We start from the raw sequence: 13,375 nt of genomic DNA, 5'->3' as shown, positions 1-13,375 counted from the left end.
GGGCGCGCGCCCGCGCCCCCCCCCCCCCGCTGGGCCGCCCGCACTAACCCCCCGCCCCCCCCGCACCCGCGCACGCCCCCCCCCCGGGGGGGGGGCGCCCTTCCGCACTGTTCAGAACCGGCAGTCCCGGGGACCGTCCGGGGCGATGAACCGGGCGCCCAGGTTGTCGTTTGGTTGAGGTAGACCAGCGCCGTGAACTACACCGCGGCCGCCTTGAGGCCGCGCCGGCGAGCGCACGTTCTCCATCAGCACCGGATCCGGCGCATCCACACGATCGAACTCCCATCCCGCGCCGCCGGTTCGCCGCGGGATGGCCTTGTGGCCGGTGGCCCGCTCGATTGTGTCGGCCACCAAGTCCAGCACCGTGCCGTGGACGTCGGCCGGCTGCCGGGCGGCGAGTGCGCGCACCCACGCGGCCGCCCGCTCACTGGCGACCGCAGCGCGGCGCCTTCCTCATGGGTCAGCCCGGCGGTAGTGCCGTCGAGCGGGTACTTGGCCAAACGGTGCACGGTAGTTGGCCAGGCCGGTGGTTCCGATTTGAGCGGCTGTCAGCTGTTCAGCGGAGCTGGTCGGTGGACGGCAGGGAGGTCGGCATGTCGTCGGTGACCCAGGCGTACTCCAGGGCCGACAGGGTCGTGCCCCCCTCGGCCCAGACCAGTAGTTCGCCGATGTACTCGCCGGAGCGGTCGTAGACGTTGGCACCGGCCGGCAGGAGCGTGGACGGCGCGGCGGGGTGCTGTTCCAGTCCGCGCACCCGGAGGTCGACGCTCACCGACCCGGGCCCCCAGGTGGCTACCACCTCGGTGTGGTCCAGTTGGTCACGCAGCGCCGGAGCGCCGGCGAAGTCGGCTTCCAGGAGGTGTTCCAGCACGGCTCGCTCGGAGTCGTTGAGGGGGCGAGGTTCGATGGGCACGGCAGACATGGGTCCATCTTCGCGGTTCACCGCGGTTCGGGCTGCCCCGGCACAAGCCCGGCAGCACCTGGCCAACCAGCCCGCAACGATGGCCACCTACCGTGCAAAGTGTACCTGACTCTGTAGTTGGCCAAGCGGGACAGGCCAGTTGGCCAGACCGACCTTTCGCGGTGCATGACAGCCGGTCGAGACGGTTGTTGTCACCTGTGGTCAGAGGAAAGGGAGGCCAGTCGTGTTCTGGCGGCAGCCCGTACCTCCTGTCCCTCCACGGGGTCGTCGCGCAGCGCCGCGATCCGCGTCAGGGTTTCGGGGTGGCTGGGTGCGTGGGTGATGCCGAGCAGTCCGGCCTGGTCCTCGCAGTCCCAGAGGGATTCGGTGTAGGCGCGGTGGAGGCCGCCGGTGTCGATGGCGGCCAGCGCCTCCAGGTAGGCGGACCGTTCGTATGAGTGCGGAGTGTGTAGCCAGAGCCGGCGCAGGTAGGGCACCGCGTCGGCGGCGTCCGGGCCGAAGCGGGCCAGCCGCGCCGACCTCGGCGCTGCTTGCGTCCCACCGGCCGGGCCTGCGGAACACCCCCTTGCCTCCGCGGGACCCGGCCGCCTGCTATCGCTGCTGGCGGGGCCGGGTGATCCGGCCGGTCATCTCCCTGCACACCACGACGATGCGGCTCATGCTGTCGGCCCACGTCTGGCGCCGCACATGGGTGACCGGCCGGACGAATCCGGCGAACCCCGGCAGCGTGCCCAGGAGGTGCAGGACACCGCGCCTGCCCGGCCCCCGGGCCGCGCCGCTCGACGGACCGGTGCCCTCGTCCACCGTCACGACCCCCACCAGCCGCCTGCCCAGGCCCTGCCCGCCGCGCCCGCGCTCCGCCCACCGCACCACCAGCCATCCGCCGCCCACCACCCAGTACCCGCCCGCCAGCGATCCCCGGATGTCGGTGTCGGCGAGCACCGCGAGCACCTGCAGCACCGCGAACACCGGTGACAACGCGTTCATCGCGGCCAGGTACGCCGTCATCTGCCCGCCCCCGATCCCCACCTCGACCGTCGCCCGCTGCGCCCAGGCGGCCAGTTCCGGGGATAGTCTGCCGGAGGGCTCGGAGGGTGGCGCAACCCCCGCTGAACGGCCTTCACGCCTACCTCGGCGGCCAGGGGCTCCTCACCGGAGTAGGGTCTCGACGGCGGCGATCGTTACCACGCCGGACCAGTACGGCTCGTCGGGATCGAGGTGGCGGCAGTAGGCCGACGTGGGTCGGTAGCTGTCGTTCCCCGCGCTGACCAGTTGGCCGACGAAGGGTTGTGACGATGGGGCAGGACGAGGACCGGCTGAGGCGGATCGTGTCTTCCGGTGGTCCGTTCGAGGACGTCTACGGGTACAGCCGCGCGGTGAGGGTCGGCGGCCAGGTGCATGTCTCCGGAACCACCGCCCAGCCGCCACACCTGGACGGGGTGGACGCCTATGAACAGGCGAAGGCCGCGCTCGCGATCATCGAGGCCGCGCTGCGCGAGGCCGGTTCGAGTATGGCGGCGGTGGTCCGCACGGTTACCTACGTCACCGACATGACGGACGCGGAACTGGTGGCCAGAGCCCATCGTGAGGCATTTGCCCAGGTACGCCAGGCAGCCACTCTCGTGGAGGTGTCGCGACTGCTCGGCCCGCAGATGAAGGTCGAAATCGAGGTCTACGCGGTCGAGCCGGACTGAACCGGTTCGTCGACCCGGGCGGTGTGGCACCTGAGGGTGGTCTCCGGATCAGCTCGGCGCGGCTGCGGCGTGCACCAGATCGGCGACGGCGTCGGGACTGATCGTCCACGGCCAGTGATGCTCGATTGTCAGTTGGTGGTGCGTTGGGCGGCTCTTGGCCAGATACTGCCGGGTGGCGGGCGGAGTCGCGGTCCGCGACCACAGGTAGTCGGCCGGACAGCGCAGGGCCGCGAACTCCTGGCCGAAGCCGTCGGCCGCGCCGCACCGGTCGGCATCACGGCCGAGGGCCCACATGCTGTACGAGTCGGCAACGGCTACCGAGCGGGCGTAACTGGCCGGCGCCCGGCCGTCCTCGACAAGCCTGCGCACCTGCCCCGAGAAATCGTCCTTGAACGCGCCCGGAACATCGTGGCGTGCTGCTTGTCCGGAGAAGTAACCGTCCTGCGGGGTCAGATTTCCTTCGATGGACACGACAGCCGCGCACTGCCCGTTGAGTTTCTGTGCCGCACGCACGGCCAGGACCGAACCCAGAGAATGCCCGATCAGGGTGACGGGGCCGGACCAACCGCGTCGAACCACCGCGGCGGTCCTGCCCGCGAAGTCCTCCACGGTCACCCCCGCCTCCAGCCGAGGAGCCGCACCGAACCCAGGCAGGTCCAGCACGGCCACGCAGTGCCGGTCCTTCAGCGCCTCGGCCAGCGCAAACCACGACTCGGCCGCATCGGCGAAGCCCGGCACGCACAGCACCGGCGCGCCGGCACCCAGCCGGTGATCCGCACAACCCTTGAGAATCGGGTGAAGGAGCAGATCGACAACAAGTGAGTCGTTCTCTATCAGGTGACCCCGCACTATGCCGGGGGGAGGCTCGCCCCTATGAGGTCGAGATGACCTTTGTGGCATGGGATCGGAACGGGCGTCTGGTTGGTGCCAGTTCGGACACCGTTTCGAATCTGATCTACACGACCAGAAACGGCTGGAAGAATCTCGGCCTGTCGATAGACAGTCGATCGGGCGAGGACGCCGGGTTGTTCGGCGATGGGTGACGAGGGAAGACGAGAATTCATGCACCAGATGATCGGTCGCTTGTCCGGCATCCTCGGGATTCCGGAAGCTCAAGGTGATGTCGTCGACTGGGAGGAACTTGCGCGGAGCACGGGCCTGCGGGTTCCGGCGGACTACCGGGACTTCGTCGCGGTGTTCGGCGGCGGCGAGCTGAACGAGTACCTCGCGGTCCGCATCCCGCCGGCGGAAGGCCGCCCCGAGAGCCGGCTGCTGGACGGACTCGGGTTCGATCCGCGGGAGGAACCACAGTCGGACGGCGGAGCCGTGGAACTGTCCGAGGAGGGCAGGCTTCTTCCCTTCGCGACGACCGTCAACGGTGACGTGGCGTTCTGGATCTGCGACTCGCTCGATCCCGAGATCTGGGACGTCGTCGTCTTCAGGCGCCAGGTGCCGTACGGAACCGACCCGTGGCGCCGGTACGGGATGGGTTTCGGCGAGTTTCTCGCCGGAGCCCTGGACGGGGCGCTGCCCAATCCCTTCAGCGACGGTTCCTGGAACCTTCCCCCGCACGAGTACCGGAACTGGCGGGAGGACTGACGGCCTCGGCTTGACTCTGAAGCTTCTGTAGATCGTCAAGCTGCAAGAGGCGGCCCGGTCGCGTCGCTGAAGGCGCCGGTGAGGTAGCGGTAGACCTCTCTCGCGATGAAGCGCTTGAGGCATTTGAAGATGTCCTTCGTCTTGAGTCTATCGAGGGTGCGTCGTGCCACGAAGTCGCGCGTTCGAGGGTTGTGACGCATGCGGACCGGCACGATTGTGTGCAGCGCGCGGTTGGCCTGGCGGTCTCCGCCACGGTTGAGCCGGTGGCGGTCGGTGCGTCCGGACGAGGCCGGGACAGGTACGGCGGCGCGCAGGTGGGCGAAGGAGGCCTCGGATGCGAGCCGGTCGGGGTTGTCGCCGGCGGTGACCAGCAGCTGCCCGGCGGTCTCGGTTCCGACGCCTGGCAGCGCGAGTAGGCCGGGTGCGGTGCGGGCGATCAGGACGCGCATATGGGGTGGCGGTGGGTGTGCGGGGTTGGGGTGGTCGGTGGGGTGGGGTTTTGCGGGTTGGTTGATGCGTTTCCAGGGGCCGGGGTGGAGGGGGTGAGTCGGGGCGTTGGCTGGTTGGTCGTGTGGCGCGATTGTGGGCCAGTGCATGGCCTGCGGCTTTTTCGGGTGTAGTGAGAGTGTTGCTGTTTAGCTGGCTCATCTCTTGGGTGTGGCTGGTTGGTTGGCAGCCCGTAAGCTTGTTCTTTATCTACCAAGATCGTCCGGGCTCGCCGATGTCTTTGAGGGTCTCGGGGCGTTTGACGGTCTTGCCGTCGTCGTAGCGGGGTGCGCGGTGTTTGTTCTTGGCGCCGGGTGGCCGTCCGGGGCCTGTGCCTCGGGGTTTGGGAACACGGGTCGGGCAGGCGATGTGGGGGCGGATGTTCCTGAATCCCCGGCGGACTCGGGCCGGGGTGAGGCGGTCGGAGGTGGTGGGCTTCTCCCAGGGCCGGCGGAGGTTCACGGCGAGTGGCCGGGCGAGCCTGAGCTGGGTGTAGGCGACGATGAGGATCCAGGTCCAGCGGTCGGCGGCCTCGGGGGTGCGGAGTTTTGGGGTGGTCCAGCCGAGGGTCTGTTTCGCGAAGCGAAAGGTGTGCTCCAGGTCGGAGCGGCGGAGGAATGCCTGCCAGAAGCGGTCCACGTCCTGCGGGGTGGCGCCGGTTCTGGAGGACCACAGCCACACCGGCGGGGCGTCTCGTTCCTTCGACAGGTGCTCGACCTTCAGCCGGATCAACGTTCCTTCCACCAGGGGCAGTTCACCATCGTGGTCCAGCCAGGAGGAGCGGTGGGTGAGCCGTGGGTGGACCCTGTCCCATGCCTGGGCCTCGGCCTTGCCGTAGTTGGCGGTGTCGGTGACCGTGGTGACCGCGGGCTCGGGCCAGGTCGGCGGTTCGGCGAAGCGGAATTCCGGGCCGTGCTTGGGCGGCCGGCCGTTGACGCCCCGCATCCTTGGTGGTTTCGGCAGGCGCATGACGCGGTCGGAGCGGACCCTGCCGACAAGTTCCACCGGCAGGTCGCGCAGAACCCAGGCCAGGCGGGTGACGTCGTAGCCGGCGTCACTGACGATCATGATGTGCGGGTCCCCGGCCTGCCACTGGCCGGCGGTGATGAGCCGCTCCACGACGCCCCGCAGATGCGCTGCGGTGACCGCGGTCGCGTCGTCCGCCGGACCGAGCCGGACCACATCCAGGATCGCGGTCCAGGACGTGGCGCCCGGCTCCAGCACGGCCACGAAGGAGTAGGGCCAGCCCGGGATGAACTGCGCCGCCGTCTTCGCCCGGCCGTAGACGTGACAGAACAGCCGCCCCGCCGAGCACGGCGCGTCCGAACGCAGCCAGGACGACACGTCGACGGCGAGGACCAGGCGCCCGCCCTCGAAGCGCGGCAGCGGCAGCCCGGCAAGTGCGGTCCGCAGCTGGCCGAGGTCGATCCGGCCGTGATTCAGGCCGCCGTACATGGCGCCGTGCCCACGACGGTGCTCGGGCAGCAGTGTCAGGTCCACCGGGGACTTCACCGCGCCGTCCGCACACAGCACCGCGTCGGTGAGTTCGAACAACTCGTCACGCCGGGCGGTCAGACACTCGTAGAACTGTCCCCGGAAGCGTGACGCTTCCGCGAACGCCTCCCGCCGGACAGCATCAGGCAGCAGACTCACCTTCACGGCCTTCGTCGTGGTCACGTGCACCTTGGTCGGAGCACAGGATCAGACGAAGGCCGCCCTCATGTCCGGCGAATCCCCATGTGAGGGACACCGTTCGAGGCGTCGTTCGAGACCGGAAGAAAAAGAACAAGCTGATTGTCGGTTCCATAACAATCACGACGGTCCCTGTCGTCCTTTACGGCGATTGACGGATGCTGCTGCCGTGACTGATAGGACTCAGGAGTCGGGCTTCGGCGACCGGCAGTGGCGAACGGAGTACCGCCACCGCACGGTGCAGGCCGTGCCCGCCGGCGGCGGTGTGGCGGAGGCCGCCCGGCAGTACGGCACGTCGCACCGGTCCGCCCGGGCGGACCAGGCGTTCACGGACGCGACGGGACGCTACGGGATCCCCTCCGAGGTGCTGACCGACAACTGCAAGCAGTTCACCGGCCGGTTCACCAAGCCCTTCCCGGTCGAGGCGATGCCCGGGCGGATCCTCCGCGAGAACGGCATCACCCTCCTCCTGACCAAGCCACGCCCGCCCACGACCACCCTCAAGATCGAACGGTTCCACGGCAACCCGCGGCGAACTGCCCGACTTCTGCGGGCCGCTCGAGCCACCCACCGTCGCACAGACCGGCATCAAGCAGTGGGTGTTCGCCCACAACCACCGCCAGCCGCACCAGCCGCTGGACCTGGCGGCCCCCGTCCCCACGTTCCGTCCCGCGCCGACACCCGCAGCAGCCGTACCCGCCTCGGCCGGCCCGGCCCTCAACCCGATCGGGTCCCGATCCCCCCCTCCGCGCCGCACCGGTCCGAACGACGCAGAGGCCGTCGAGGACATGGTGATCACGGCCGCGGAACGGCTCGCACTGCCCAGGGGAGCCGCCAGAGGCTCCCCGCGGACCTGGGAGCTCTTCCCGTCACTGGCCCGGGCAGACCCTGCGAAGCATTCCTGCGACCCTCGCCGGCCAGCCGATCCGCACCCGACCGGCCCCGGCAGCCTGGCCCATCCACGGCTCGGCGGCCGGGCCGCAGGACCCGGGACCATCGGCAGCACCGCGCGGGCCGGTCCCGCGGCTGCCGCCGTCGAGGTCGACCAGGCCACCGACCGCTACGGCGCGATCGTACGGGCCAGGCACCGGCCCGGCGCCCGTCCGGCGGGCGCGTCACGCTCCGCATCGGCCGCGGCCTTCTGCCCTTCATCGCCGGCAGCCACCCGGTCAGGACATGCCCACCCCGGTCACCTCGCACCACACCTCACCGCGCCGGACCGACCGGCGAACCCGCTTCCCCCGCCAGCCTGGGAGCGGTGGGAGCCATGCGGCAGACCCTGCGCGACGGAATCCCGCAGGACGCCGGCCCACCGTCCCGATGTGTCTGGGAGGTTCCGACGAAATATCCCGCCGGTGACGAATACCCGCGTCCCAGGTATTGCCAACCGCACCGAACTTCCCCTTAATCTACCTAGCAGCCTAGTTGCCAAGAAGGGAAAGACAGTGTCGTCTCCTGACCCTCACACCCCCGCCCCCGCCGCTGACCCCGCCCCGACGGGCGTCTCCCGCCGCGGCATCCTCAAGGGCATGGTCGCCGCCGGAATGCTCGCCGCCGTCGCCGGCGCCGGCGACTTCTTCATCGCCGCACCCGCCGCCGCCGCCACCGCACCCCCCGTCGTCCCCCCGCTGCCCGACACCGTCTCGGGCGTGGCCAACCCGCGCATCCCCATCGCTTCCGGCTGGCGCTACACCACCACCCCGCCCGCCTCCTTCTGGACCACCGCCACCGACACCTCCACGTGGGCGGCCGTCAGCGTCCCGGGCGAACCCGCCATGCAGGGCCAGAACGTGCCCACCAACCAGGAGTGCGCGTACTCCGTGAAGGTCCCCGTCCCGGCCGACTACGCCGGCCGGACCGTCCTGCTGCGCTTCGACGGCGTGTACAGCTACGCCCGCCTGTGGGTCAACGGCACCCTGGTAACCACCCACGAAGGCGGCTTCACCACCTGGTACGCCAACATCACCTCCCTCGTCACACCGGGCCAGCAGGCCACCGTGACCCTCGGCGTCACCGACGGGGCGAACACCATCTCGCGCGAGTCCTACTACGCCAAGCACAACATCGGCGGCATCCTGCGCGACGTGACCCTCGTGGCGCTGCCGGCCTCCCACCTCACCCGGCTGCACACCGACACGACGTTCGACGCCTCCTACACGAACGCCACGCTCACCGTCACCGCCGCCGCAGCGCTGGCCGCCGGCAAGACCGGCACCGTCGCGCTGACCCTCACCAACCCGGACGGCCAGCCGGTCCCCCTCACCCCCGCCCAGATCACCCTGACCGGGGCCTCGCCCCAGCAGGCGGTGGCCATCCCGGTGAACGCGCCGCGCAAGTGGGACGCCGAGCACCCCCACCTGTACACCCTGAACGCGACCTTCACGGTCGACGGCGTCACCCAGACGGTGACCCGGGCGGTGGGCTTCCGCCAGCTCAAGATCCAGGGCAACCAGCAACTGGTCAACGGCAAGCCCATCCACCTGCTCGGCGTCTGCCACCACAGCATGTCCCCGCTGCAGGGGCGTTCGGCGAACGCCACCCTGGAAGAGCAGGCCGTACGGCTCTACAAGGAGGCGAACTGCAACTACATCCGCACCTCGCATTACCCCCCGACTCCCGGCCTGCTCGAATGGGCCGACCGCCTCGGCCTCTACGTGGAGGTGGAAGCACCGGTCACCTTCCAGCCACATACGGTCGACGACCCCGCCTACAGCGAGCAGTACCTGACGCAGTTCGCCGAGATGATCGAGCGCGACCGCAGCCACGCCTGCGTGGTCCAGTGGTCCCTCGGCAACGAGAGCAGCTTCGGGAATCCCCTCAACTTCCGTCTCGAGAACACCTACGCGCACGAGAACGACCCCTCCCGCCCGACGGTCTTCGAGGAGGCTCGGGTGGTCAACGGCGGCAACCAGGCCGACATCTACTCCGGCCACTACCCCTCGCTCGCCAACGCGACCGGCAACCCGAACCAGCCCGTCCAGTACGGCGAGTTCGGCCACGTGGCCTGCTACAACAACAACACCCTGCAGGCCGACCCGAGCGTGCGCGACTTCTGGGGCTACGCCATCGACAAGTTTGCCGAGAGGTTCCGCACCGCGAACGGTGTCGTCGGCGGTGCGATCTGGGCGGCCATCGACGAGGCGTTCCACCTGCCCCAGGGCCCCGTCGGCTACGGCGAGTGGGGCATCATCGACCTGTGGCGGCGGCCCAAACCGGAGTTCTGGCTGACGAAGAAGGCGTTCTCGCCGGTACGGATCACCGACGGCGTCCTGACCGGACTGACACCGGGAGGAGCCATCGCCGTACCGGTCAAGAACTGGTACGACCACAGCGACCTCGGCGAACTCACCATCACCTGGGACATCGGCACCAGATCCGGCACCCTCACCGGGGTCGCCGTCCCCGCCCGCCAAAGCGGCACCCTGACGATCCCGGCCGGCCCCTGGTCCGCCGGCGACACCCTCCACCTCACCTTCCGGCGCGGGGCCGCGATCGTCGACGAGTACCGCCTGTGGCTCAACGCCCGCCCCACCCCGCAGTTCACCGCCCCCGGCGGCACCACCCCCACCATCCAGCAGACCGCGACACAGATCGTGGTCACCGGCGTCGACGTCCCGTTCACCGTCGTCTTCGACAAGACCACCGCACGCCTGGTCGACGCCAAGGCCGGCGGCAGGCGGGTCCTCACCGCAGGCCCGGACCTCGTCCTCTCACGCGGCGTGGCCGGCCCGTGGACCGGCACCTCGGCCACGGCCACCACCACCGGCGGCCAGGCGGTCGTCACCCTCACCGGCCGCTTCGGCACCGTGAACACCAGCTTCACGATCTCCATCGACGGCCGCGGCCTGCTCACCACGACCTACACCATCGCCAACCCGCCCTCCGGCCCCTTCAGCGACGTCGGAGTGCGCTTCAGCCTCGCCGGCGCAGCGGACACCCTCACCTGGCAGCGCGACGCCCAGTGGACGGTCTACCCCAACGACCACATCGGACGCCCGGCCGGCACCGCCACCCGCACCCGGACCGCCGGAACCGACGCCTACCGCACCCAGCCCACCTGGCCCTGGGCCCAGGACACCCACAGCTACTACCTGTTCGGCAAGGACAGCGCCCCGCACTGGACCAACGACTTCCGCAGCGCCAAATCCAACATCCGCCTCGCCAAAGTGACCACCGGCGCGACGAGCTGGGGCGTCCAGGTCGAGTCGGACGGAACCGAAGCGATCCGTCTCGCGCCCGCGCGGCTGACGGTCGACGACGCGTCCGCGGACATCGTCTACACCGGCCCCTGGACCCACGCCGACCGCAGTGCGGGCTACACCGCGGGGGACCTCTTCGACACCGAGTCGTGGACGAACACCGCTGGCGCGACGGCGCAGCTGACGTTCACCGGCACCGGCGTCGACTTCTACAGCGCAATGAACACCAACCTGGGCATCGTCAAGGTCTACATCGACGGCACTCTCGCGAGCACCATCGACCTCTACAAGGGCTGGAGAGTCCCCGCCCAGATGGTGTTCAGCAGCGGGCCGCTGGCCTACGGCCAGCACACGATCAAAGTCGAATGCACCGGCACCAAGAACGCCAGTGCCACGGGTACCTACGCCCTCATCGACGCCTTCGAGGTGGTCAACTCCGTCATCGACAACACGTCGGACCGCATCTCCTACAGCGGGGCATGGACACACGCGGCCGGACAGCCTTGGAGCACCGGGGACCTGAACGGCACCGAGTCCTACAGCAACCAGACCGGCGACACGGCGACCGCCACGTTCCGGGGCACCGGCATCCGCGTCATCGCGCCCAAGAACGGCCACCACGGGATCGTCGAGATCTCCATCGACGGCGCAGCCCCCACCCAGGTCGACCTGTACGCCCCCGCCAAGCAGTTCCAGCAGACGGTGTTCGAACGCACCGGTCTGCCCGACGGCGAGCACACCATCACCGTCAGGGTCACCGGCAACAAGAACACCTCCTCCTCCGGCACCTACGCGGTCATCGACGCGTTCCAGCCCATCACACCCGACCCGTACGCGAACTCCCTGAGCGTCGACCTGATCGTCAGCGCCAAGATCAACTACCCGGACCTCGGCTGGGGCAACTACGTGGACCCGGCGATCACCCTGCCGGCCAACTGGTCCGCGACCACACGGCTACGCCTGCTCCCCTGACCGGCGACCGGCCGATAACGCGGTGTGGTGCCGGGCCGACACGACAACAGCCGGCCCCGGCACCACACCCGCATCGACCACACCCACCCTTGGGCACCACCCCCGTGCCGGCCCGATTCCCCGGGCCCCGTGGTGACCATCCCCCCGCCCCGACAGTCAAGGAGGCGATTCCCATACTCCGCAACGGCCTGGAACCCTGGCACCTCATCATCGTGCTCGTCGTGATCGTCCTGCTCTTCGGCTCGAGGAAACTCCCCGAGGCCGCACGCGGGATCGGCAAGTCCCTGCGCATACTCAAGGCCGAGACCAGGGCCCTGCACGAGGACACCCCCGTCGACAGCCCCGCCGAAACCGCCCCGACCACCACCACCCGCACCCCGGACACCACGATCCCGGCCATCCCCCCACCCCGCTCCGAAACACCATCCAACGGCCACACCACCACCCGAACCCACCACCCGAACACCCCCTGAACAGACGGCCGTGCGCAGAGCGGGCCGAGTGTTCCCGGAGAGAACACCGCCGGACACGCTGCCCCCTCTCGCACTGAAGGCCGGCGCCGCACCACCCGCGCACCAGCGGGCCGACACCGGCCAAGGCCGCCGTGTACCGGCCTGGACACCTGACCCGCCCCGAAACGGCAACCGACGCGAGGCCGCGACCACGAGCCTCCTGCGCCCCTCACACGACGGACCAGCGGGCAGGCACCGGCTCGAAGGAGAGTGAGAACCGGGTGAGCAAGCTCTCCAAGCAGACGAAGGCGGCAAGGAGCCCCGAAGGGCGGATGGCCCTCGCCCACCACCTGCGGGAACTGCGCAACCGCGTGATCAAGTCAGCCCTGGCGATCACGGTGTTCACGGTCCTCGCACTGGTCTTCCACAAGAGGATCGAGGACCTCCTGCTGCAGCCGCTGCGCTGCACCCCGGAGATCATCGCCGCAGGCCGGGAGAAGTGCGCCCAGGTCTCCACCATCGGCCTCACCGCCGGCTTCACCTGGATGCTCAAAGTCGCCCTGACCACCGCAGTGGTCGGAACCGTCCCGGTCTGGCTCTACCAGCTCTGGGCCTTCGTCGCACCCGGCCTGCACAAGCACGAACGCAAGTACACCCGGATCTTCGTCGCCTGCGGCGCCCCGCTGTTCCTCGCCGGCGCCGCCCTCGCGATGCTCCTCCTGCCCACCACGGTCCGGATGCTCCTGGCGTTCACCCCCAACGACACCACCCCTATCCTGCCGCCCGCCGACTACTTCGACATCGCCACCCGCCTCGTCCTCGTCTTCGGCCTCGCCTTCGAGTTCCCCCTGCTACTGGTGATGCTCAACCTCGTAGGCGCCATCACCGGCAGGCAACTGCTCGGCCGGTGGCGCGCCATGGTGCTCGGCATCACCGTCTTCGCCGCCTTCGCCACCCCCAGTGCCGACCCCCTCAGCATGTTCGCACTCGCCGCACCCATCTGGGCCCTGTACTACCTCGCCTGCGGCATCGCGACCGTCAACGACAGACGCAGGACCCGACGCAACCCCAACCACGCACTGAGCGACGAGGAGGCCTCACACCTCGACCTCACCATCCAGCCGCTCACCCAGCCCGAGGCGATCGAGCCCTGCCCCACACCATCCGCCGCCACCCACATCCACACCCCCCACCAGGAACAGACGAACGACATCACCTGACCCCACCCGCCACGACAGTCCCGGAACAACGACCCCCAGAAGCCGGAGCGTGTCCGAAAGATCGTGTAAGTCTGCGATGTGACAGGCTGGCCGAGGCTCGGCCTCGGGTCTTGGCCGGCCGGAACGGACGGACATGAAT

Annotated in this window: 13 protein-coding genes; 6 read left to right on the top strand and 7 right to left on the bottom strand. The window is 69.5% G+C overall.

Going from position 1 to position 13,375, the window contains the following annotated elements; translation table 11 throughout:
* Positions 1-111: 111 nt before the first annotated feature.
* The 4 genes from ACFWIC_RS39920 to ACFWIC_RS39905 form a co-directional block, all read right to left on the bottom strand.
* A complete protein-coding gene (locus ACFWIC_RS39920; RefSeq protein WP_380522006.1) occupies positions 112-408 on the bottom strand; it encodes a hypothetical protein in 297 nt (98 codons plus the stop codon).
* Positions 409-556: 148 nt separating this feature from the next.
* Positions 557-922: a hypothetical protein gene (locus ACFWIC_RS39915; protein WP_380522004.1), complete on the bottom strand. Its 366-nt coding sequence runs from the start codon at positions 920-922 to the stop codon at positions 557-559.
* Between the two features lie 191 nt (positions 923-1,113).
* Positions 1,114-1,398, bottom strand: coding sequence for a hypothetical protein (locus ACFWIC_RS39910; protein ID WP_380522002.1), 285 nt, complete (start codon positions 1,396-1,398; stop codon positions 1,114-1,116).
* Between the two features lie 115 nt (positions 1,399-1,513).
* Complete coding sequence (locus tag ACFWIC_RS39905; protein ID WP_380522001.1) at positions 1,514-1,930, bottom strand: hypothetical protein; 417 nt, start codon at positions 1,928-1,930, stop codon at positions 1,514-1,516.
* 287 nt (positions 1,931-2,217) lie between these two features.
* On the opposite strand from ACFWIC_RS39905, the gene ACFWIC_RS39900 reads away from it, so the two are divergent.
* Positions 2,218-2,616, top strand: a complete 399-nt coding sequence (locus ACFWIC_RS39900; protein WP_380521999.1) for a Rid family hydrolase — start codon at positions 2,218-2,220, stop codon at positions 2,614-2,616.
* Positions 2,617-2,664: 48 nt separating this feature from the next.
* On the opposite strand, the gene ACFWIC_RS39895 is transcribed toward ACFWIC_RS39900, so the two are convergent.
* Entirely contained in the window at positions 2,665-3,465 is an 801-nt protein-coding gene (locus ACFWIC_RS39895) for an alpha/beta fold hydrolase (protein ID WP_380521998.1), read from the bottom strand.
* Between the two features lie 35 nt (positions 3,466-3,500).
* Between ACFWIC_RS39895 and ACFWIC_RS39890 the strand changes: the two genes are divergently transcribed.
* On the top strand, positions 3,501-3,659 hold the full coding sequence (locus ACFWIC_RS39890) for a hypothetical protein (protein ID WP_380521996.1): 159 nt from the start codon (positions 3,501-3,503) through the stop codon (positions 3,657-3,659).
* A 40-nt stretch (positions 3,660-3,699) separates the two neighbouring features.
* Positions 3,700-4,215, top strand: coding sequence for an SMI1/KNR4 family protein (locus tag ACFWIC_RS39885; RefSeq protein ID WP_380521995.1), 516 nt, complete (start codon positions 3,700-3,702; stop codon positions 4,213-4,215).
* Positions 4,216-4,250: 35 nt separating this feature from the next.
* On the opposite strand, the gene ACFWIC_RS39880 is transcribed toward ACFWIC_RS39885, so the two are convergent.
* Both ACFWIC_RS39880 and ACFWIC_RS39875 read right to left on the bottom strand, forming a co-directional pair.
* Positions 4,251-4,664 (bottom strand): transposase, encoded by a 414-nt coding sequence (locus tag ACFWIC_RS39880; RefSeq protein WP_380521993.1) that lies wholly within the window; start codon positions 4,662-4,664, stop codon positions 4,251-4,253.
* 247 nt (positions 4,665-4,911) lie between these two features.
* Positions 4,912-6,354, bottom strand: coding sequence for an NF041680 family putative transposase (locus ACFWIC_RS39875; RefSeq protein ID WP_380522007.1), 1,443 nt, complete (start codon positions 6,352-6,354; stop codon positions 4,912-4,914).
* Between the two features lie 1,568 nt (positions 6,355-7,922).
* On the opposite strand from ACFWIC_RS39875, the gene ACFWIC_RS39870 reads away from it, so the two are divergent.
* The 3 genes from ACFWIC_RS39870 to tatC all read left to right on the top strand — a co-directional run bounded on the left by ACFWIC_RS39870 (position 7,923) and on the right by tatC (position 13,236).
* Complete coding sequence (locus ACFWIC_RS39870; RefSeq protein WP_380521991.1) at positions 7,923-11,564, top strand: glycoside hydrolase family 2 TIM barrel-domain containing protein; 3,642 nt, start codon at positions 7,923-7,925, stop codon at positions 11,562-11,564.
* A 212-nt stretch (positions 11,565-11,776) separates the two neighbouring features.
* Positions 11,777-12,037, top strand: coding sequence for a twin-arginine translocase TatA/TatE family subunit (locus ACFWIC_RS39865; RefSeq protein ID WP_380521990.1), 261 nt, complete (start codon positions 11,777-11,779; stop codon positions 12,035-12,037).
* A gap of 260 nt (positions 12,038-12,297) precedes the next feature.
* The gene (gene tatC / locus ACFWIC_RS39860; protein WP_380521988.1) at positions 12,298-13,236 is read left to right on the top strand and encodes a twin-arginine translocase subunit TatC; all 939 of its coding nucleotides are present in this window, start codon (positions 12,298-12,300) and stop codon (positions 13,234-13,236) included.
* The last annotated feature ends 139 nt before the right edge of the window (positions 13,237-13,375 follow it).

Origin of the sequence: Kitasatospora sp. NPDC127035, from assembly GCF_042726075.1 — a bacterium.
Classification (GTDB): Bacteria; Actinomycetota; Actinomycetes; order Streptomycetales; family Streptomycetaceae; genus Kitasatospora.
Note: the sequence above shows the minus strand (reverse complement) of the source record. Positions and strands in the feature narration are given on the sequence as shown.

What these genes read in the sequence shown, in the direction of transcription:
- ACFWIC_RS39915 (WP_380522004.1), bottom strand. Translation starts at nt 922, where the DNA reads ATGTCTGCCGTGCCCATCGAACCTCGCCCCCTCAACGACTCCGAGCGA.
- ACFWIC_RS39870 (WP_380521991.1), top strand. Translation starts at nt 7,923, where the DNA reads ATGGTCGCCGCCGGAATGCTCGCCGCCGTCGCCGGCGCCGGCGACTTC.
- ACFWIC_RS39900 (WP_380521999.1), top strand. Translation starts at nt 2,218, where the DNA reads ATGGGGCAGGACGAGGACCGGCTGAGGCGGATCGTGTCTTCCGGTGGT.
- ACFWIC_RS39890 (WP_380521996.1), top strand. Translation starts at nt 3,501, where the DNA reads ATGACCTTTGTGGCATGGGATCGGAACGGGCGTCTGGTTGGTGCCAGT.
- ACFWIC_RS39905 (WP_380522001.1), bottom strand. Translation starts at nt 1,930, where the DNA reads ATGACGGCGTACCTGGCCGCGATGAACGCGTTGTCACCGGTGTTCGCG.
- ACFWIC_RS39880 (WP_380521993.1), bottom strand. Translation starts at nt 4,664, where the DNA reads ATGCGCGTCCTGATCGCCCGCACCGCACCCGGCCTACTCGCGCTGCCA.